This window comes from Sutterella sp. AM11-39 (assembly GCF_003472385.1).
Lineage (GTDB): Bacteria > Pseudomonadota > Gammaproteobacteria > Burkholderiales > Burkholderiaceae_F > Duodenibacillus > Duodenibacillus intestinigallinarum.
Window position 1 is genome coordinate 79,102 of the sequence record NZ_QRLV01000003.1, and the last position, 21,310, is coordinate 100,411.

General features: G+C 56.7%; 17 protein-coding genes. 11 read left to right on the forward strand and 6 right to left on the reverse strand.

Going from position 1 to position 21,310, the window contains the following annotated elements; translation table 11 throughout:
* Positions 1-11: 11 nt before the first annotated feature.
* The 8 genes from DW133_RS03650 (at position 12) to DW133_RS03685 (ending at position 9,376) form a co-directional block, all read left to right on the forward strand.
* Entirely contained in the window at positions 12-578 is a 567-nt protein-coding gene (locus DW133_RS03650) for a flavodoxin (RefSeq protein WP_147408856.1), read from the forward strand.
* Between the two features lie 64 nt (positions 579-642).
* Positions 643-1,275 carry a YigZ family protein gene (locus DW133_RS03655; protein ID WP_118275292.1) on the forward strand — a complete coding sequence of 211 codons (633 nt, stop codon included), beginning with the start codon at positions 643-645 and terminating at the stop codon, positions 1,273-1,275.
* A 189-nt stretch (positions 1,276-1,464) separates the two neighbouring features.
* A complete protein-coding gene (gene argG / locus DW133_RS03660; protein ID WP_118275293.1) occupies positions 1,465-2,805 on the forward strand; it encodes an argininosuccinate synthase in 1,341 nt (446 codons plus the stop codon).
* Positions 2,806-3,067: 262 nt separating this feature from the next.
* Positions 3,068-4,105 (forward strand): cation diffusion facilitator family transporter, encoded by a 1,038-nt coding sequence (locus DW133_RS03665; RefSeq protein WP_233542100.1) that lies wholly within the window; start codon positions 3,068-3,070, stop codon positions 4,103-4,105.
* A gap of 77 nt (positions 4,106-4,182) precedes the next feature.
* Entirely contained in the window at positions 4,183-5,649 is a 1,467-nt protein-coding gene (gene rng, locus DW133_RS03670; protein WP_118275295.1) for a ribonuclease G, read from the forward strand.
* A 684-nt stretch (positions 5,650-6,333) separates the two neighbouring features.
* Positions 6,334-8,349: a ribonucleoside triphosphate reductase gene (locus DW133_RS03675; protein WP_118275432.1), complete on the forward strand. Its 2,016-nt coding sequence runs from the start codon at positions 6,334-6,336 to the stop codon at positions 8,347-8,349.
* A 61-nt stretch (positions 8,350-8,410) separates the two neighbouring features.
* The gene (gene nrdD, locus DW133_RS03680; RefSeq protein ID WP_118275296.1) at positions 8,411-8,593 is read left to right on the forward strand and encodes an anaerobic ribonucleoside-triphosphate reductase; all 183 of its coding nucleotides are present in this window, start codon (positions 8,411-8,413) and stop codon (positions 8,591-8,593) included.
* A gap of 48 nt (positions 8,594-8,641) precedes the next feature.
* Positions 8,642-9,376, forward strand: coding sequence for an anaerobic ribonucleoside-triphosphate reductase activating protein (locus DW133_RS03685; RefSeq protein ID WP_118275297.1), 735 nt, complete (start codon positions 8,642-8,644; stop codon positions 9,374-9,376).
* 4 nt (positions 9,377-9,380) lie between these two features.
* On the opposite strand, the gene DW133_RS03690 is transcribed toward DW133_RS03685, so the two are convergent.
* Positions 9,381-11,720: a cation-translocating P-type ATPase gene (locus tag DW133_RS03690; RefSeq protein ID WP_118275298.1), complete on the reverse strand. Its 2,340-nt coding sequence runs from the start codon at positions 11,718-11,720 to the stop codon at positions 9,381-9,383.
* Positions 11,721-11,809: 89 nt separating this feature from the next.
* Between DW133_RS03690 and DW133_RS03695 the strand changes: the two genes are divergently transcribed.
* Both DW133_RS03695 and DW133_RS03700 read left to right on the forward strand, forming a co-directional pair.
* On the forward strand, positions 11,810-12,274 hold the full coding sequence (locus DW133_RS03695; protein ID WP_118275299.1) for a MerR family transcriptional regulator: 465 nt from the start codon (positions 11,810-11,812) through the stop codon (positions 12,272-12,274).
* An 83-nt stretch (positions 12,275-12,357) separates the two neighbouring features.
* Entirely contained in the window at positions 12,358-12,918 is a 561-nt protein-coding gene (locus DW133_RS03700; RefSeq protein ID WP_118275300.1) for a hypothetical protein, read from the forward strand.
* 76 nt (positions 12,919-12,994) lie between these two features.
* On the opposite strand, the gene DW133_RS03705 is transcribed toward DW133_RS03700, so the two are convergent.
* Positions 12,995-13,846 (reverse strand): aldo/keto reductase, encoded by an 852-nt coding sequence (locus DW133_RS03705; protein ID WP_118275301.1) that lies wholly within the window; start codon positions 13,844-13,846, stop codon positions 12,995-12,997.
* Between the two features lie 307 nt (positions 13,847-14,153).
* On the opposite strand from DW133_RS03705, the gene DW133_RS03710 reads away from it, so the two are divergent.
* On the forward strand, positions 14,154-15,512 hold the full coding sequence (locus DW133_RS03710; protein ID WP_147408857.1) for a hypothetical protein: 1,359 nt from the start codon (positions 14,154-14,156) through the stop codon (positions 15,510-15,512).
* A gap of 94 nt (positions 15,513-15,606) precedes the next feature.
* Here DW133_RS03710 and DW133_RS03715 read toward each other — a convergent pair whose 3' ends face one another.
* The 4 genes from DW133_RS03715 to DW133_RS03730 all read right to left on the reverse strand — a co-directional run bounded on the left by DW133_RS03715 (position 15,607) and on the right by DW133_RS03730 (position 21,261).
* Positions 15,607-16,698 (reverse strand): ABC transporter ATP-binding protein, encoded by a 1,092-nt coding sequence (locus DW133_RS03715; RefSeq protein ID WP_118275303.1) that lies wholly within the window; start codon positions 16,696-16,698, stop codon positions 15,607-15,609.
* Complete coding sequence (locus DW133_RS03720; RefSeq protein WP_118275304.1) at positions 16,699-18,369, reverse strand: iron ABC transporter permease; 1,671 nt, start codon at positions 18,367-18,369, stop codon at positions 16,699-16,701.
* A 133-nt stretch (positions 18,370-18,502) separates the two neighbouring features.
* Positions 18,503-19,495: an ABC transporter substrate-binding protein gene (locus DW133_RS03725; protein WP_118275305.1), complete on the reverse strand. Its 993-nt coding sequence runs from the start codon at positions 19,493-19,495 to the stop codon at positions 18,503-18,505.
* Between the two features lie 293 nt (positions 19,496-19,788).
* The gene (locus DW133_RS03730) at positions 19,789-21,261 is read right to left on the reverse strand and encodes an NAD(P)H-hydrate dehydratase (RefSeq protein ID WP_118275306.1); all 1,473 of its coding nucleotides are present in this window, start codon (positions 21,259-21,261) and stop codon (positions 19,789-19,791) included.
* Between the last annotated feature and the right edge of the window lie 49 nt (positions 21,262-21,310).

The following is a 21,310-nucleotide window of genomic DNA, read 5'->3' on the forward strand; positions in this document are numbered from 1 at the left end:
GAGTGGGAAAAATGACGATGACAAGAAGAACGGTGTTGACAACGGCGGCCGCACTTGCGGCGGCTTCCTGGTCGGGTTTGGCTGCATCTGCGGGAAAGAGCAAATCGATCGTGATATTTTTTTCGAGAACCGGAACGATCAAAGGTCTGGCGCAGACGGTGGTGAAACTCACGGGGGCCGACGTCGTGCTCGAACTGCGGCTCGTCAAGCCCTATGCCGCCAACTACAGCGACATGACCTACATCGCGCGAGAAGAGCGTCGCGAAGGCACTCGCCGCGAGATTTCGACGAAGATCCCGGATCTGACGCCGTATGACACGATCTTCCTTGGCACACCTTACTGGTGGGGCGGCGTTTCGATTCCGATGCGTACGTTCCTGATGGATCATCCGCTCGAAGGCAAGACGGTTGTGCCGTTTGTGGTCTCGGGCAGCTCTTCGCCCGAAGGCGCCTGGGAAGACATCCGTAAGTACTGCCCGAAAGCGAAGGTTCTCGAAGGCTTCCATCGCACCCAGAGCGAGGCCTCGGGCTGTGAAGCCGATCTCAAAGCTTGGCTGCAGAGCCTGAAGCTCATTTGATTTCAATGGGCCTCTAGGCTCAGGTAAGATTCGGGACCGATGACAACAGACGTTTTTTCTTTCAATGTCCAGCTACAACGTTCCCGATCTTGCGCCCGGAGAGATTCACCGTGAAGAAGAGGTGATCCGCCGCAGCCGCTTCATTGTTTCGATGGCACGCGTACAGGGGCCCGATCAGGCCAAGGCTTTCATCGAGCGCATCCGAGTTGAACATCCGGATGCCACGCACAACTGCTGGGCGTTTCAGGCGGGACCTGCGGGTAGCACGGCGTTTGCGGGCTGCAGCGACGACGGCGAACCCAAGGGAACGGCCGGGCGACCAATGCTCACCGTGTTGCTGCACTGCGGCGTGGGAGAGATTGCCGCCGTGGTGACGCGATACTTCGGCGGCACGCTTTTGGGAACGGGCGGGTTGGTTCATGCCTATCAAGGCATGGTGAAAAAGGGACTAGAGACGTTGCCTGTGACCGAACGCATCGAAACGGCCCGGATTTTCGTGGAAATGGAACATCGGTTTTACGAACATGCCGTCTCGGTGATCGGGCGCTGTCAGGGTACGATTCTCGAGCGAAATTTCGCAGCCGATGTGTCGCTTTTGGTCGAAACGGCGCAGACTCAGGCCGAAAAACTCATGAGCGCTTTGGGCGAAATCAGCGCCGGAAGAATCCGCGTTAAACGCGCCGGAGACGAGTCCTGAAGATTTTCTTCAAAATTTAGCTTTTTTTGACGGCTCGGCCAATGACAAACCAGCCCTAGGTAATCCATAATTAACGGTTGAAGCAGGCATGTCTCCATGAAAAAAGGGGAGGCGGCCGCTTGCAAAGAATTCCGTGCGCCGGGGGCGTTGTTTGTGTCCGGCGGAAATTTTTGTTTTAAAGAGTGAACAATGTCTCAGACGATTCTGCAAAGCGTTCCCGTCGGCAAGAAAGTCGGCATCGCATTCTCGGGCGGCCTTGATACCAGCGCCGCACTGCGCTGGATGAAGAACAAGGGTGCATTCCCGTACGCTTACACGGCCAATCTCGGTCAGCCCGATGAGGACGACTATGAAGCCATTCCTCGTCGCGCCATGGAGTACGGTGCAGAATCCGCCCGTCTGATCGACTGCCGTCCTCAGCTTGTGGCCGAAGGCATTGCCGCCATTCAGTCCGGCGCATTCCACATCACGACGGCCGGCCAGACCTACTTCAACACGACGCCGCTCGGCCGCGCCGTGACCGGTACGATGCTTGTTGCCGCCATGCGCGAAGACGGTGTTGACATCTGGGGCGACGGCTCGACCTACAAGGGCAACGACATCGAACGTTTCTATCGCTACGGTCTGTTGGTTAACCCCAACCTCAAGATCTACAAGCCCTGGCTTGACACCCAGTTCATTTCCGAACTCGGCGGCCGAGCTGAAATGTCCGCCTTCTTGAACGCCGAAGGCTTCGAATACCGCATGAAGGCTGAAAAGGCCTATTCCACCGACTCCAACATGCTCGGTGCCACGCACGAAGCCAAGGATCTGGAAAAGCTCAGCACCTCCATGAAGATCGTCGAACCGATCATGGGCGTTGCTTTCTGGGACGAAAACGTGCAGATTCCGGCCGAACTCGTGACCGTGCGCTTTGAAGAAGGACAGCCGGTTGCTCTCAACGGCAAGGAATATGCTGATCCTGTTGAACTGATGATGGAAGCCAACCGCATCGGCGGCCGTCACGGCTTGGGCATGAGCGATCAGATCGAAAACCGCATCATCGAAGCAAAGAGCCGCGGCATCTACGAAGCTCCGGGTATGGCTCTGCTGCACATCGCTTACGAACGTTTGATCTCCGGCATCCACAACGAAGACACGATCGAGCAGTACCACATCAATGGCCGTAAGCTCGGTCGTCTGCTCTATCAGGGCCGTTGGTTTGACAGCCAGGCCATCATGCTGCGCGAAAGCGCCATGCGTTGGGTGGCTCGCGCCATTACCGGCGAAGTGGTTCTCGAACTGCGCCGCGGCAACGACTACACGATCATGGATACGGTTTCGCCGAACCTCACTTACGAACCCGAACGCCTGACGATGGAAAAGGGCGATTCGATGTTCACGGCCGTGGATCGTATCGGTCAGCTCACGATGCGCAACCTCGACATCACGGACACTCGCGCCAAGCTGCAGACCTATGCCAAGAGCGGTCTGCTTACCGGCGGCGAAGGTACCGTGGTTCCGATGCTCACCGGCAGCAAGAAGGATTAATTCCTTTTACGACTGCTTGAAGAACCGGCCATATGGGGCCGGCGCATCGCAAGGCCCGCACGGGCGTACAAGTCTTGTCTTGTGCGCCGGCGGGCTTTTTCGTTTTTTTTGAAACAAACGGCGTGTGTCCGAGACGTCTCCAAGCTCATAATTTCTCCTGGTGGCTGTTTGTCGGTCAAAAAAGGGAATAAAGTTCGCACGAATATGGATGGCTGCCGAAGGCAAGAACGGGTGGCCGATTCTCTGAAAAAGAACAATGCAAATGAGTGGAAAAAACGATTACGCAGATCATGCTCTCGGCGACTGCAGTTACGATCATCGCGGAGAAGAGGTCAAACTTTCTGTCTTGGGCCTTGCGGTGGCGCTTACGCTGGGCTTTTCGGCGGTGGAACTATTTTTTGGTTGGGTATCCAATTCTCTGGCTTTGATCGGTGACGCCGGTCACATGGCCACCGATTCCGCAAGCCTTTTCTTTGCGCTGGTTGCCAACTTTATTTCCCGTAAGGGCGTGGATGCCAACCATAGTTTTGGACACGGTCGCATCGAGGTTCTGGCGGCGTTTCTAAACGGCCTGGTGATGCTCGGCGTGGTGGGCTGGATTTTCTACGAGGCAGTGCAGCGTCTTGACAATCCTGCGCAGGTCGACGGCGGCTCGGTGATGATCGTTGCCCTCATCGGCTTGTGCATCAACATTGCCGTGGCCTGGTCGCTTTCCCGTGACAAGAAAAACGTCAACACCCGTGCGGCGCTTCTGCACGTGATGGGCGACTTGCTCGGGTCCGTGGCGGCGATCTTAGCCGGTGCTCTCATCTACTTCTTTGGCGAAAAATTCGCGATTGCCGATCCGATTCTTTCTTTCCTCGTCGGTGCGCTTGTGCTGCACTCCACCTACGAAGTGCTCAAGGATTCTTCCGCTGTGTTGCTTGACGGCGTGCCTGAAGGCGTCAACTACTACGACGTCGGCGATGCGTTGAGCCGCATTCCGGGTGTGAGTCGCGTGCACGATCTGCACGTCTGGACGCTTGCTCCCGGACACGGTGCGGTCATGGCGCATCTGTGCGTTGAAAAGGGCATTGATTGGGAACAGGTGCTTTCCGAAGCACAGGCGATGCTTCTCAAGGATTTCGGGCTTGAGCATGTCACGTTGCAGCCAGAATGGCATTGTGCGGGCGGTTGCAGCACAACTTGTAGACAGTGCCGCAAACAGCGTGAAGAGCAACTGCATCCCAAGGCCGAAGGGACTGCAAGTGAAGAACCCAACGCGTTCCATACTAAGGAAGGTCTCAACGTGCTCGGCTAAAATCGCAAGACCATCGAAACTTGTGATTTAGCGTGCGGCTGTCGCCCATACGGTACGGTGGCCGCCTCGAGCGAACCATGCAGGAAATTCAGGATATTTTGATCAATTGCTCGCCGCGCGAGACGCGTGTGGCGATCCTTGTCGACGGCATCTTGGAGGATCTCCACATTGAGCGAGCCGCCAGCCGCGGCCTTGTCGGCAACGTCTATGTCGGCAAGGTGCTGCGGGTGCTCCCGGGTATGCAGTCGGCCTTTGTGGATATCGGGTTGGAACGCACGGCTTTTCTGCATGTGCTTGACATCGAAGGAGCGCGGCAGGAAAACGGCGAGTACCGCCCGATCGAAAAGCTGATCGGCGAAGGTCAGCGTCTGCTGGTACAGGTGGCCAAGGATCCGATCGGTACTAAGGGCGCGCGACTGACGACCACCATTTCTTTGGCAGGCCGCAAGCTTGTCTACCTTCCGCAGGATGATCACATCGGCGTGAGTCAGAAGATCGAGGACGAAACGCGCCGCGAAGTATTGCGCGAGCAGGTGACGCGCCTGAAAAAGGCCGATGAAAAGGGAGGTTACATCGTACGCACCTGCGCCGAAGAATCGGCCACCGACGAGGAATTCCTCGAAGACATGCGCTATCTGGGGTGCTTGTGGCAGGAAACAAGCAAGAAGGCGAGCGTGTCTCCTGCGCCAAGCCTCCTGTACGAAGACCTTTCGTTGTCCAAGCGCGTTTTGCGCGACATGGTGCAGGCCGAAACCCGAAAGATTCTTGTCGACAGCAAAGAAGTCTTCGAAGAGCTCAAGGAATTTGCGCGGGTCTATGCCCAGAGCGCTTTGCCGCTTCTGGAGCTTTATACCGGCGAAGAACCGCTTTTTGAAACCCAGCAAGTTGAGGCCGAACTGCAGCGCGCGCTTGATCGCCGCGTGCCGCTTAAAAGCGGAGGCTACATCGTGGTCGACTGCACCGAAGCCATGACGACGGTTGACGTTAACACGGGCGGATTTGTCGGCAAGCGCGATTTTTCCGAGACGGTCTTTAAGACCAATCTCGAAGCAGCGAAGACGATTGCCCGCCAGTTGCGTTTGCGCAACCTCGGCGGCATCATCATCATTGATTTCATCGACATGCAGAACCCGGCTCACAGGGCTGCCGTTCTCGAAGAATTGCGTCGTGCGGCTTCGACCGACCGCACCAAACTCACGATTTCGGAATTCACCGAACTCGGTCTAGTGGAGATGACGAGAAAGCGCACGAGAGAGTCGCTTTCGCACACGCTGTGCGAACCCTGTCCGTTGTGCGGCGGAAGAGGGGAGATCAAGACAGCTCGCACTATCTGCTACGAAATCATGCGTGAAATTGTTCGTCTCTACCGACAGTACGAAAAGGCCGATTCCTTCAAGATTTTGGCCTCGCAGCCGGTGATCGATTTCTTCCTGGAAGACGAGGCTTGCGCGCTGGAACTTTTGCAGAGCTTCGTGCAAAAGCCGGTGCACCTGGAAGCCGAACCCGCTTATACGCAGGAACAGTACGACGTACTGATCGGCTAAATCGAGAGGAACGAATCAAAGAGTGAGGTAGGCGCTTTCGGGCGCCTCTTCACATTTTGCGCAGACAAAAAAAGACCCAACCAACAATGGGTCAGGTCACAGAAATGCAGCAAACTACAATGCTCGCTTTCGAAGAGGGAGGGCTTCGAAAACGGCCCCTCGGGAGTTTGCCGCACAGGGAGGCAATTGAGGCGCAGATGCCTTATTGCGGTACGTAATTTAACCTAGTACTAGGCAATTGATAATAGGGGTTCTCCCTTATATTGCGCCATAATGTCTTTGTGTGTGCAATTTGAGACTGAAATTGGACAAAATGCGCAGAAAGTGGCCTACCGGGTGCCCAAAATGACCTTGCGTGGCTCGTCGGCGACAAATTGTTTCTATCTTTGCGAACAAACTCTACATTGAAGAAAAATTTAAAGTCTCTTGGGTCCCGATTTACAAGGGTTTCAAAAGGGTGACCACAAGATATAGTGTCAGCTTTGGAGTAAATAACCGAGAACCTGCGTTTTTTATCTATTGCCTCAGCGGTTGCAATTGACTAGACTCGAGCGCGCTGAGCTGCTTATCAACCCATGAAAAAGACGCCCGCGGAGGCGTTTTTTGGTGTCTTTGGGCGGCTTTCACGCAGGAGGGCGCCGGCCGACGGCGTCGGAGACAAACAACAACAAAGGTGCAAAGGAAATGGCAGTAGAGATCAAGCACATCATCAAACGCGACGGTTCGGTAAAGGACTTTGACGCTCAAAAGATCGCTTACGCCATCGAATGCGCCGGTAAGGCCACCAATCAGTTCGGCCGCGAACGCGCCGAAGAAATTACCGAAACGCTCGTGATGCCGCGACTGCGTCAGCTGAGCGTGGCGACGCCTCATATCGAGCAGGTGCAGGACGCCGTTGAACATGCGCTTTATGAAGCCGGTTACTTTGAGACCCTTCGCGCATACATCGTTTACCGCGAGCAACGTGCGCGCAGCCGCGACGCCAAGAAGAGCTGGGTTGACGTCGAAAGCTCGATTAACGAATACCTCAATCAGTCCGACTGGCGCGTTAACGCCAACGCCAATCAGGGCTACAGTCTGGGCGGCCTGATTCTCAATGTTTCGGGCAAGGTGATCGCCAACTATTGGCTCAACTACATCTACACGCCCGAAATCGGTCAGTGCCACCGTCAGGCCGACTTTCATATTCACGATCTGGACATGCTTTCGGGTTACTGCGCGGGCTGGAGTCTGCGCACGCTTTTGCAGGAGGGCTTCAACGGCGTTCCGGGCAAGGTCGAAGCGGGAGCGCCCAAGCACTTCTCGTCGGCCACCGGCCAGATCGTCAACTTCCTCGGCACCATGCAAAACGAATGGGCGGGCGCTCAGGCTTTCTCGTCGTTTGACACCTATATGGCGCCCTTCATCCGCAAGGACAACACGCCCTACGAGGAAGTGCTGCAGGGCATTCAGGAGCTCATCTACAATCTGAACGTCCCGAGCCGCTGGGGCACGCAAACGCCTTTTACGAATCTCACGTTTGACTGGACCTGCCCGGAAGATCTCAAAAACGTGCATCCGCTTATCGGCGGCGAAGAGATGCCCTTTACCTACGGCGAGCTGCAAAAGGAAATGGACATGATCAATCGAGCCTACATCGAGGTCATGACCAAGGGCGACGCCAAGGGTCGCGTCTTCACGTTTCCGATTCCGACCTACAACATCACGCCGGACTTTGACTGGGACAGCCCCAACGTGTTGCCGCTTTTTGACATGACGGCGCGCTACGGGCTGCCGTATTTCCAGAACTTCATCAATTCCGAATTGAAGCCCAACATGATTCGCTCGATGTGCTGCCGCCTGCAGCTCGATCTGCGCGAGCTTCTCAAGCGAGGCAACGGGCTTTTCGGCTCGGCGGAGCAAACAGGCAGCCTCGGTGTGGTGACGATTAACTGCGCGCGTCTGGGCTATCTCTTCAAGGGTAGCGAAGAGGCGCTCTTTGCGCGACTTGACCACCTGCTTGAACTTGCCCGCGATTCTTTGGAAATCAAGCGCAAGACGATTCAAAAGCATATCGATCAGGGACTCTTCCCGTACACCAAGCGCTATCTGGGTACGTTGCGCAACCATTTCTCAACGATCGGCGTCAACGGCTTAAATGAAATGATCCGTAACTTCACGGACGACGCCGAAGACATCACCACAGAGAAGGGGCACGACCTGGCCGTGCGTTTGCTCGATCACGTCCGCGCGCGTATGGTTGAATTCCAGACCGAAACGGGCCACATGTACAACCTGGAAGCGACGCCTGCCGAAGGCACGACGTATCGCTTCGCAAAGGAAGACAAGAAGCGTTTCCCGGACATTCTGCAGGCCGGAACGCCGCAGCATCCGTACTACACGAACTCTTCTCAGTTGCCTGTGGGTTACACCGACGATCCGTTCGAAGCTCTTGAAATGCAGGAAGACTTGCAGCGCAAGTACACCGGCGGCACCGTGCTTCATCTCTACATGAACGAAGCGATCAGCTCGGCCGAAGCCTGCCGCGATCTGGTGCGTCGTACGCTCACGCGCTTCCGTTTGCCGTATATCACGGTTACGCCGACGTTCTCGATTTGTCCCAAACACGGATACCTGTCGGGACGTCACGACTTCTGCCCGAAGTGCGATGCCGAACTTTTGGCCGCCAAGAAGGCTCGCGAACTTCAAAAGGCTGCCTAACGAAAAAATTTGACTGACCGCTGCAAAGCACAAGCCGCGCAGCGCCATAGGAGGAAATGCAATGACCGAAAAGACTAACGACACCATCAAGCTCAAGGACAGCGAACGTCAGCCCTGCGAAGTGTGGACCCGCGTGATGGGCTACCATCGTCCGGTTCAATCCTTCAACATCGGCAAGAAGGGCGAATTCGAAGAACGCAAATACTTCGTGGAATCGAAGTGCGGCTGCAGCGCTTCGAAGTAATCGCACTGCGAAGATTCCATTCATTGCCCATTTTCGCTGATCGGACAAGTGCTCAATTTCGACGTTCTTACCCCCGCCGCGGCGCTTCGCATCGCGGCGGTAACGCCTTTTACCAGCATTGATTTTCCCGGCAAACTCTCGGCAGTTGTTTTTTTGCGCGGCTGTCCGTGGCGTTGCTCGTACTGTCATAACCGCTGGATGCGCTCGCGCCGCAGCGAAGAGGGTGATCCCACCTGGGCCTCCGTCGAGACGCTTTTGAAAAAGCGCAAGGGATTGCTCGACGGCATCGTGTTCTCGGGAGGTGAGCCCTGTATGGACCCGGCGCTGCCCGCGGCCGTGCGTCTGGTAAAGGACGAGGGCTACGCGGTGGGACTGCACACCTCTGGCGCCTATCCGCGCCACCTCAAGGATTGCATCAGTCTCGTCGATTGGGTCGGTCTTGACGTCAAAGGCAATCCCGAAGATCCGCAGGCATTTGACGCCGTTGCCGGCATCAACGGCGCTCACAAGGCGTTTTTGGAAAGCTTCGAGATCATCCGCCGCGCAGGCGTGAAGTATGAAGCCCGCACGACGGCGCACCCGGGTTTTCTAGGAGAAGACGATCTGATCACGATCGCCCGATGGCTTAAGGAGCGTGGCGCCGACACATATGCGCTTCAGATCTACCGCAAGGCGCCGGGCATGGAAAACGCGCTGGATCCAGTGCCCGAAACATGGCCGTCGGCCGCCACGATCGAGAAGCTCAGGACAATTATTCCCAACTTCGTTCTGAGGCGAGAATAGTCTTCTAAGCACTGAGCATGCGGTCGACCTTGCCTGCCGATCGCATCAGGCGCAATCCCCAGGCCACCACGATCAGACATACTCCCGTATCGGCAAAGACCGCCATCCACATCGTGGCGTATCCCGCAAGCGCCGCAATCATGAAGCAGAACTTGACACCGAGCGCAAAAACGATGTTTTGAATAAGCGTAGAGTGTGTCAACTCCGATAGTTTCTTAAACCAGGCGATCTTGGCGATGTTGTCGTCCATGATGGCGACGTCGGCCGCTTCAATGGCCGTATCAGCTCCCTTGATGCCCATGGCAAAACCAATGCGTGCGCGCGATAGCGCCGGTGCGTCGTTGATGCCGTCGCCCACCATGGCTGTCGGCGCCTTAGACTCCAGTTCTTCAATGACTTCGAGCTTGTGCTCCGGCAGAAGATCCGCCTTGACGTTGTCGATGCCCACTTTTTGAGCGATGGCTTCGGCCGCCCGAGCGTTGTCACCGGTAAGCAGCCACGGCGTGAGTCCCACCTTTTTCATGAGCGCGATTGCCTGAGCCGAGTTGCTCTTTAAGGTATCTGCAACGGCAAACACCGCAACGACACCGAACATATCGCTCAATGCCACGGCCGTTTGCCCCTTGGCGTGAGCCGCATCAAAGGCTGCGGTCACATCGGGCGTCACACTCCCGCGACTGTTTAGCCAGGTGAGATTGGTGAGGAAAAAGAGCGATCCGTCGATGACTCCTTGCGTACCGCTGCCCGGTAGCGCCTTGAAGTTTTTTACGGGCAGCGTCGAGCGGTTTTCTTCGGCGAAATGCTCCGCAATGGCACGGCTGACCGGATGCGAGCTCATGGCGGCGAGACTTGCGGCAAGCAGCATCGCCCGGTTTTTATCCACAGTGCTTGTGAGCGTTATGTTGCTCAAGGAGGGTTTGCCTTTGGTGACGGTGCCCGTTTTGTCCAGGCAGACGTTTTTGAGAGTGCGGCCAGCTTCGAGGTACACACCTCCCTTAATCAACACGCCTCGGCGAGCGGCCGCAGAAACGGCCGAGACGATGGTCACGGGAGTGGAGATCACCAGGGCGCAGGGGCAGGAAATAACGAGCAGCACCAGAGCACGGTAGATCCAGACTGTCCAGGGTTCACTCGAAAAAATCGGACCGAGAACGGCCGTGAGAATAGCAAGAGCAAACACCGCCGGGGTGTAGCGTGAGGCGAATTTGTCCACGAAGCGCTGCAGGGGGGCTTTCTTCTGTTCGGCCTCCTCCACGGCGCGGATGATGCGTGCACTCATCGAATCGGCGGCCGCGGCCGTGGCGCGCACGGTAAGTCCGCTCTCAAGCGCCAGGGCACCCGCAAAGACACGAGAACCGACCGTTTTTGCGGCAGGCATCGACTCTCCCGTGATCATGGATTCGTCCATCGATCCCGTACCGTCCTCCACCATGCCGTCCAAAGCGGCTCGCTCGCCCGGCTCAATGCGATAGAGCGAGCCTGCAGGAACCGCTTCGGCTTTCATGCGTTGCCAACTTTCTCCCACCTTGACAGTGACTTCAGCCGGTGCCACGTCCATGAGCTTACGGATGGCGTTTCGTGCACGCGTCATGCTCATATCTTCGATAGCTTCTCCGATTTCATAGAGCACCATCACCATGGCAGCTTCGGGCCAGGCACCCAGACAAACGGCGCCTATCACGGCCACGCTCATCAGCGTATCCATGTTGAAGATCAGGCGAAGGAGAAAGCCGAACCCCTTGAGAATCGTCTGAAAGCCTGCAAGCACGATGGCAACGGCGGCACAGGCCATGATCGCCCACTCAGGAAGCGCGTGCGTAAGTTCGATCGCTTCCGCAACGGCCGCAAAGACGAGCGCGATACCCAAGCGCAGCCAGGGAATCGATTCGCCCTCGGTTTGGGCTGCATCCGTTTTGCCGGAGGCGACGACCACCGCGTCAAAACCCGCTTTCTGCAGTTTTTCGAGAATGGCAAAGCAGTGCTCGGCGTCCGTATGAAATTTCACGACGCGATTGATCTTGTCGACGGCGCAGTCAAGCCCGACAAGCTCAAGAACCTGTGTGACATCGGCGTCCGTTTGCATGCGCTCGATGCGAATTGCCATTTCCGAGAGGATCGTTTCTCGGATTTCGTTTGCCTGCATACCCACAGAGTCGATGATGGTGATGAGCATCGCGGCGGTGACGTTCTCATTGGCCGGCGTAAAGAGGGCGGTACGAGCGAGCGTGTCGAATCGAATGTCCTTGACAAGGTCACTGCCTTTGAAGGCTTTTTCGATCAAAGCGGTTTCGGCACCGCAACACATCTCCGGAATGTAGAGCTTGATGCAGGAAGAGGTCGTCATGGGGCGAACAAAAAAGTTTCTTTAACGAGTAACATTAAAAACCCTGTAGTCGCTACAGTGTCAAGAATTTTTCGCATACGGGGAAACGCATGAGAATCGGCGAACTGGCTCAACGCTCCGGCGTGGCTGTGGAGACCATCCGCTTTTATGAGGCGCAGGGGCTGCTTCCGGCTCCGTTGCGGCTAGAGAACAATTACCGCAATTACACGCGAAGGCACCTTGCAAGACTTCACTTCATCCGTCACTGCCGGTTGCTTGACATGAGTCTTGAGGAGATCGCCAAGCTGGCCAATTTGGAAAACGCTCAGCCGTGCGAGTTCGGGGTGGTGCACGAAACGATCGGCGCGCATATTCGAGACATCGACAACCGCATTCAGGAGCTGACGGAACTCAAGCAAAAGCTGCAGGCGCTTGAGTGCCACTGTACTGGAGATCACGAAGGAAAGAGTTGCGGCATTCTGCAGGAGTTGGAGTCCTACACCGATTCCTGCGACTGCTGTCGGGAGTTTGAGCTCGACTGCTGTTGCGGACATCCGCATCACAAAATCAGGTAACACAAGCGGTAGGTAGACGAGGCGCCAAGGTGCATTTCTTTTGCTAAATTGCGCAAACCACTTTTGTACGGAAAACTCAAGGTATGCACATGTTCGGAGGTTTGGTCGGCTGGCTTCTCGCGGTAGCCGTGGTTTTGATTCCCACTTTCTTTGTCGGGCGCTATGCGCAGACGCGCCCGCCCGTTCTCACGTCACCTCGTGCCAAAAGCGGTTTTGGTGGAGTGATGTGGCTTTTCCTGGCCGGGCAGATTGGCTGGCTTCTGACACTCGTGTGGCAAACGGCCTATATGACGAGCGAGCTCTGGTTCATGCTTGCGCGTAACTCTCAGACTATGCAGGCTGCTTTCGTGGCCGTAGTACCCGGACTTGTCTCCATCATCATCGGCGTCTGGGTTATTTGGCAGATTGCCGCTAAGCGCTCGCCCAACGCCGTAGCCTTTGCCGTAGTCGGCGTCTGGCTGATGGGGCCCTGTGTGGCCATGTTGCAAAGCTGGTACTTCGGTTTGGCGCTCACCGAACTCAGTCTGATTCAGCTCTTTGGTTGGAGCATCGGCTGGAGTCTTTACTTTGCGCTCTCGCCGCGTGTGGCTCTCACTTACGGCACACCTCGCGGCAAACGAATCGCCGAAGGCCTGGAGATGTAAAGGCTTCTCAAATCATCGACGAAAAAGGACGCTTCCATCTCGGAAAGCGTCCTTTTTTCGTCAGCGAAAGTGCGTTTTAGAACGTCACGTGATCCGGATCCAGACCTGAGAATCCCGTCTGCGGCATATTGTCGAGACGATCCATTTCTTCAGCCGTCAGGCTGAAGCTGAAAAGATCCGCATTCATGCGGCGCCGTTCGGGCGACAAGGACTTCACGACAGCTGCCGCGCCGTGTTGCAGACACCAGCGCAGGCACACCTGACCGGTCGAGACGCCATGGTTTTGGGCGATCTCAAGGATTACCGGGTTGCGCACAAGGGCACCGCGCGCCAGAGGAGACCAGGCAACGACCTGAATGTTGCGGCTCGCACAGAAGTCGAACGTGCTTGCCTGACGGTAGCCGGGGTGAAATTCGATCTGGTTGACCATCGGTGCAATGCGGGCTCGCGCGAGCAGCGGCACGAGATGATGCGACAGGAAGTTGCTTACGCCGATGGCGCGCACGACACCCTGCTCGTAGAGGTCTTCGAGGGCGCGCCAGGTGCCGGAATTGATGCTCTGCCAGGTCATCGGTTCGCCCTTGGCGGCTGGCCAGTGAATGAGGAACATGTCCAGGTAGGAGAGATCCATCTTTTGAAGGGCGTTGTCAAAGGCGCGCATGGCGGCGTCGTACCCGCGGTCGGCGTTCCAGAGCTTGGTTGTGACGAAGATCTGTTCACGCGGAACGCCGCAGGTGCGAATGGCTTCGCCCACGCCAGCCTCGTTGCCGTAGATAAAAGCGGTATCGATGTGACGATAGCCGATATTGATGGCGTCGTGGATATGCTCAATCAGTTTTTCGTCGTCGGGAACCTGCCAGGTTCCGAGGCCGATGCACGGAATTTTGACGTTGTTTGCAAGACGAAAGCCGCTGGCAATGGTGGGCAAAATAAGTCTCCCAAAGTGTTCTTAAATGGGCCTGTCTCAATCGAAGCGGTCAAGGGAAAAGCTTCAAAGGCGGCCGATGATTTTTTGTTTGTCGCATTGTATCAGGGCGCCTTTGTAAATTTGAAAACAAAAAAGAAGTGGATTCAGAGACTTAGCAAAAACGAGAAGACTGTTGTTCGTATTGCTCCGGCGCAACGCCCGTTAATACGCACAAAATCCAATGTTTCTCGGGCGTTTGCAGTAGGCGGCATGGGTGCCGAACGGACTACAATCCAAGCGAGAAAGCTTTTCTTTCGGATCGCCAAAGATGCAGCAAGAACTATCAGGTGTTTTCCTTCTTTTAATGGTCGTCGCGCTCGTGGTGCTGGGATTTGTCCTGCGCCGACTGAGTAAGGAGGGCGGCGGCAAACCTACTGCCAAGACAAAGCATATTCAGAGCGGTCGTCCCGTGCCCAACGAAAATCCGGCGCGCGGTGCGGTGAAAAAGCCGCAGGAGGTGCAGGAATTCGATGCCGTCAACGTTCGTCGCCCGACGATGCTCGCGCTTACGACCGTGCGCGAAGACGCTGTTTCTCCCGAAGTGTTCATCCAGCGCGCCTTCAAGATTGACCGCGAGCACTGGATGGAAATCGAGTCGACCGACGAGACGCGCCGTAGCCTCGAAGCGCTCTTTAGCCACGTCTGCCAGCTCGCCTGGGTGCCGGGCAGCGCCTTTGAGCGCCATATCTACTCAGTGAGCTTTGCGCCGGCGCTTGAAGCCGCACTTAAGGAAGGCATTTTCCGCAACGATAAGTCGGCCGGCGTCGTCACTCATGTGACAGCCATTGACGAGACGGGAGAAGTGCTCGGTAACCCCATGAAGATGTCTTTGGCAGGTTCCAAACTCGGTCTTGTGGCCGCCCTGTGGGCCGCTTTCAATCCCAAGGGCATGCCGCACGAACTGCGCGCTGAACTCGAAAAGGAAAACGCGGAAGTGGCAAAGCGCCTGGCCGATTTGCCGCAGCATGTCGCCTATGAAACGGTCGCAAGCTGGACGATGCGCTATGCAAGCCTTTCAGCCGTTGTCGCGGCCGTCAAAAGCGGAGTTGAAGCCGACCGGGTGTCCGAGTATCTTGCCGAAATCGATGAGATTTCCAAGGATATGCACGAGCAGGCCGACCGCATCGACGAAGCGATTGAAAAGAGAGCTGGTTCAGTCGTCAATCTCGAGGACGCCGACGATGCCCTGGTTCACGCCATCGCCTATATGTACGTGCGCGATCTGACTGTTCGCTTCATGCGCATTTGTTCGCTGTTGCGCGTGTCGATCGGCGATTCGTTTGAAGAGGAAGTACGCTGCGCCAATGCGGTCGCAGGCGACGTCAACCAGTTTACGGACGTGCGCTCGCTCATTGCTGCCGCTCAGAAGGTAGCGCACGACAAGCTCGATCCTTCGCACATGAGAACGGCCGGTGAACATGAAATTTCGCGTGCTGCTGCCATTGCTAAGCACGCTCAGGAACTCACGGAAATTCACGACGGGTTCCTTGCCGATCTGCAAAAGCAAGCGCGTAAGGTGCAGGATGATATCGATCAGGCTCTGCTGCGTCAGGCACGATTGCATCGATACGCCGTGCGCGTGAGCGACGAGGGGATGGTGGAAAAGTTCTTTGTGCTCAACGCCTGAGAACCACAAATGTTCTGAGATATAGAAACACAGGCAGCCGACAAAAAAGCCGCCGGGGGTGAACCGACGGCGTTTTTGTTGGCTGTAGCGCTCTTTAGCGCTTGATGATTACACCGGCGTCGGGCGTAAACGTTGCCTTGAGTTCGGTGCCGACATCAATAAGCCCAGTGCCGGGCAGGAACGGAACAGACATGCTGTAGGGCTTGGTCTGGTTCGAGTTCGGAATCTGCACGTGATAGTCGATTCGATCGCCTTCGAACAGTCGGTTGACGATCTGCACGGTAAAACTCTCGGATCCGGCCTGCAGGTGCAGGTTTTCCGGACGCACCACGAGGTAGGCGTTTTCGCCCACGGCCGGGGGATTTTGCTTACCCATGCGGGCTCGCAGTTTTTGACCGGATACGGAGATGATGCCGTAGCCGTCGGCTTGCACGGCTTCCAGACGGCCCTCGATGAGGTTGGCCTGACCGATAAAGTCGGCAACAAAGGGTGTGGCCGGATCTTCGTAGAGCTGCATAGGCGTGCCGATTTGTTCTATCTTGCCGCCGTGCATCACCATGATGCGGTCCGACATTGTCAGAGCTTCTTTCTGATCGTGCGTGACATACAGGCACGTGATGCCGAGCTTTTGTTGAATGCGGCGGATTTCCGTTCGCATGTGCAAACGAAGCTTTGCGTCGAGGTTCGAGAGCGGTTCGTCCATCAGAAGAAGCTTCGGACGCAGCACGAGCACGCGGGCCAAAGCCACGCGCTGCTGTTCGCCGCCCGACAGCTGGCTCGGGTAGCGCTGTTCAGCCTTGGTTAGCCCCACGAGAGCGAGCGCTTCGCGAACCTTGGTTGCCATGGTGTCCTTTGACTCGCCGCGGATTTTGAGACCGTAGGCGACGTTGTCAAAAATCGTCATGTGCGGGAAAAGCGCGTAGTTCTGGAACACAAAGCCCAGCCCGCGTTCGTTGGCAGGAACGTTCGTAATGTCGACGCCGTCGACGAGGATCTGGCCCGAGCTCGGGGTTTCGAAACCTGCGATCATGCGAAGCGTCGTGGTTTTGCCGCAGCCCGACGGGCCGAGGAAGGTTAAAAATTCGCCGGGCTGTACGTCCAGATTGACGTTGTTGACCGCCAGGAACTCTTCGTTGTCCTTGATGAAACGGCGGCAGATGTTTTTAAGACTGAGAGAAACGGACATTTAGCGTGCTCCAATGGTGTCGCCGTTGCGGCACAGTACGCGGGCCAGCAGCGACATGGCGCCGGAGGCCAGGAAGACGAGAAGAATCAGCACAACCGAGAAGGCGCAGGCCTGCGCAAACTGCAGTTCGGTCATGCATTCCAGAATGCGGGTCGTGATCAGAGTCCAGTGAACCGACACGAGGAAGATCGTGGCGCTGATGGCCGTCATCGAGTGGATGAAGAGATACTTCATGCCCGAAAGGATGGCCGGCAGGACGAGCGGGATCGTGATCGACGTGAAGGTTTTCACGGACGAGGCGCCCAGGCTCCGGCTAGCTTCTTCGATCGAGGGATCGATCTGGGAGAGCGCGGCGATGACGTTGCGGATGCCAGCCGAAGAATAACGGAAGACGTATGCCGCAATCAGGATGTAGATCGTGCCGGTTAGAACGATCGGCTTGTCGTTGAAGGCGATGATGTAGGCGATACCGACCACGGTGCCCGGCAGCGTGTAGTTCAGAAGCGAGGCCGTTTCCAGAGTTTTGTGACCGCGCACCTTCAGGCGAGTCGTCACGTAGCCCACGAGAACAGCAAGCAGACCACCCAAAGGCGTACCGATGCAGGCGATCAGCAGCGTGTCCTTGATGGCTTTCATGCCGTGGGTCATGACGTATTCGTAGTTGGCGAAGGTAATCGAGTTGTCGACGCCCCACACCTTGACGACACTGCCCAGAACGATGACCGAGTAGATAGCGATGATCAGGGCGATTACGGCTGCGATGACCACGGCCATGACGGTCGTCACGAGCAGCCCCGGGCCGTGAATCGAGCTGCGTCCGCCGGCTTTACCGCTCACCGTCACGAAGTTCTTGCGGCTTACCCAGTAGTGCTGCAGCAGGTATACGGCGAGAGCCGGAATGAGCAGCATGAAAGAAAGCGCTGCGCCGCCCTTAAAGTCGTACATGCCGGTAATCTGCAGATAAGCCTGTGTCGGGAGCACCGGGAAGGAGTGTCCGCCCAAGACCTGAGGTGTTGCAAAGTCGGCGAGCGAACAGGAGAAAACGAGAAGAAACGCGTTAGCGATGCCGGGAACGGCAAGCGGCATCGTGACCGTACGAAAGACCGTAAGACTCGAAGCGCCCAGAGAATAGGCAGCGTCTTCCAGGTTCGGATCGATGCGCGAGAGAATGGTCGAGAGCGTCATGAACGCCACCGGAAAAAAGGTAAGCGTTTCGGAAATGAAGGTGCCCCAGAAGCCGTAGAAGTTGAAGTCCTCGATGCCCAAAAGCGTGAGGATCATGCCGTTGGGACCCAAGAGAAGCGTGAGCGCGATACTGCTTGTAAAGGGAGGAGAAATCAGAGGCAGGATCGTGATTGCGCTGATGATGAATTTCACCCAAGCGGGCATGCGCAGACGCGTGACGGCAAAGGCGAAGATAAAGCCCAGAACGGTACCGGCCAGGCCTACGGAAAAGCCAAGCAGGATACTGTTGACAGCTGCCTGCTGGTCGTACCAGCTTGAGACGAAGGGCTTGAGATTTTCAAAGGTAAAACCGCTCTCGCCCCAGAAGGTCATGGCAAGAAGCCGGCAGAGCGGATAAAGCACGAAGACGCCGATCAAAAGCCACAGCATCGCCACGGTGAGACGTGTCGTGGCGTCTCGTCCCGATGCACCGGAAGAGGTCGTCATAGTGGTTCGAAAAAAAAAGAGAAGAGGGAGGCCGAGCAAATGTCAGCCTCCGAATGCCGATGAAAAAATAAGTATTGCCGGCGAGCGCCGCCGTTAAAAACCTTGCCGGACGGCGTTCGCGTGAGGCGAAGTTTTACTTGATGACTTCGTTGATCCAGCGCTGGGTGTATTCCTTGCGCTTTTCGCCCTTCCAGGTGACGTCGGTCGGAATCATCTTGATCTTGGTGAGATCGAGAATGGGATTGTCCGTCTTCACGTCATTGCGGGTCGGAACGTAATTGATCTTGTTGGCGACGATGAATTCGGCAAACTTCTTGGAAGCGGCCCAGTCGACGAACTTCTTGGCTTCGGCGTTGTTCTTGCCACCCTTGATGACGCCCGTGGCTTCAATGCCGTAGCTCACGCCGTCTTCAGGATAGGTAATCACGACCGGATAACCCTGCTGCTGGATGTCCAAAGCGTCGACAATGTAGAAGATGCCTGAAGCGCACTGACCGGTCGCAATCGGCATGGCGCCGCCCGCACCGCTCTTGGTGTACATCTGGATGTTGCCGTTGAGTTGCTTCTGGAACTTGAAGGCTTCGTCTTCACCCATGATCTTCACGAGCGAGAAGATGCGTTCGGTGGCGGTGCCGGACGTACGGGCATCGGCCATTTGCAGATTCTTCTTGTAGCGCGGATCAAGAAGGTCGGCCCACTTCTTCGGCGGTTCCATGTTGTTCTTCTTCAGGAACTTGGTGTTGGTGAGGAAGCACAGCGGAATGACGCCGATGCCGGTCCAGTAGTTGTTGGGATCGCGCAAGGAGGCGTCGATCGCGTCGGAGTCGGCCGGACGATAGGCTTCGAAGATGCCTTCCTTGCTGGCGGCGGCATACATGTCGGCAGGACCGCCCATCATGATGTCGACCTGCGGGTTGCCCTTTTCTGCGGTCAGACGAGCCAGTGCCTCACCAGTGGAAAAGCGAAGGAAGTTCACCTTGATGCCCGTGTCCTTGGTGAATTCGGCGAAGATGCGCGAAGCGTACTTCTCCGGCATCACGGAGTAGGCGTTGAGTTCGGCAGCGTTAACGCCGAGGCACAAAGAGGCAAGACCTGCGAGCACGGTCAGAAGTTTTTTCTTGGACATGTCCTTTCCTTCCTTGAATTAATTTTTCGCGTTGCTCTGCTTCTTTGAACCGTTCGCGTGAACAGCCGGCGCGGATACTATGGGCTTCAAAATGCCGCCTTGCGCTCTTTGAGAGCGCAAAAAGGAAACGCGGCAACGCGTCGGAAGGAAATTGTACCCAAAAGGTCTCGGGTATCTACTAGATTTTGCGAACCCAAAAGGAGATTCCGCTGACTTGATGGGGCATCCAAGAAATCAAACGCCGCAGACGATGGCATCTGCGGCGTTCAATCAAATCCACGGATCAGAGGCGATTATGCTTCGGGTTCCGGGCGGCTCAGGCGCATTGTGTTGAGCATTGCGGCGGCAGCCGGCGCAATGTCGCTGGCGGTAAAGCCCGCGGCGTACTCTTCACTTGCCTTGCCGTGCAGATAAACGGCGGCAAGCGTCGCGCTTACGAGGTCGTAGCCTTGCGCAAAGAAGGCACCGAGCATGCCGCTTAGCACATCGCCCGAACCGGCGGTGGCGAGCATGGCGTTGCCCGTGGGATTGATCCAGGTGCGCGAGCTGCGCAGGGTGATGACGCTGCCGGCGCCTTTCAAAATCGAAATGGCACCGGTCTGAACGGCGAGCTCTCGGGCAGCTCCGATGCGGTCGGCCTGAACCTTTTCAACGGTGCTTCGGATGATGGCGGCAGCTTCGCCCGGATGCGGAGTGATGACCGTGTGAGCTTTGCGGGCAAGCAGCGCATCCTGAAGCGACATGTCGTCGGCAATCATGCGAAGTGCATCGGCATCAAGAATCAACGGTACCGGAGCAGCGATGGCATCGGCCAGACGCTTGCGGGCTTTGTCGGAAAAGCCCATGCCGCAGCCCACGACATTGCAGGAGGTCTTCGTGAGATCAATTTCGCCGTCGGCGACCATGAGTTCCGGATAGATCGTGTCGAAAGCCGGGGCCTTGTCGCTCATGAATTCGACCGTGACGCGGCCTGCGCCCGTCACGATTGCCGCACGGGCCGCAAGAACGGCCGCGCCGATCGTGCCGGTTTCGCCGCCCACTACAGCCACGTGACCGTAGTTTCCCTTGTGACTGTTGCGGCTGCGTTCCTCGAGCACGTGACGGAAGTCGTCGGGTTCGACGAGACCGATCGTGGAAAGGGGAACGGAAACGCCGAGTTCGTTCACTTCGACGACACCGGCGGCATCGGCGCCTTCGCACATGAAGCAACCTGCCTTCGGAGCGAGCATGGCAAGCGTGATGTCGGCCATGCAGCCCTTGACTCCGCCCACCCAGCGGCCGGTCATCGGGTCCAGACCGGAGGGGATGTCAACGCTGATGTGCAAAGCCTGACGTTCGTTAAACCACATGGCGGCGTCTTGGAAGTCTCCTGCCAGCGGCTTTTTCATGCCCGTTCCAAAAAGCGCATCGATCACGACTTCGGCCTTGTCGGCGTTGTAAGGGTCGCTGATCACGGTGCCGCCTGCGTTCACATAGGCGTTGTACATGGCAAGTGCATCTTCGGTCTTGGGCTTGTCGCAGCCGATCAGGGCAACAGTCACGCGGTATTCGCGATCAAGCAGCAGTCGAGCGGCGGCAAAACCGTCGCCGCCGTTGTTGCCAGGGCCGCAGATGAAGACGACATGCTTGCCGGGTTCGAGCGATTCGCAGACTCGATCGGCAATCACGAGGCCGGCGCGACGCATGAGTTCGGCGGCGGGAAGCTGGGACTGATAGCGGTGTTCGAGCGAAGCGAGTTCGTCGAGATTGAGAATTTGCTGTGCCATGGTAGATGTAATGAAAACTCGGTGTCTGAAAGGATGCGCAATTGTACGC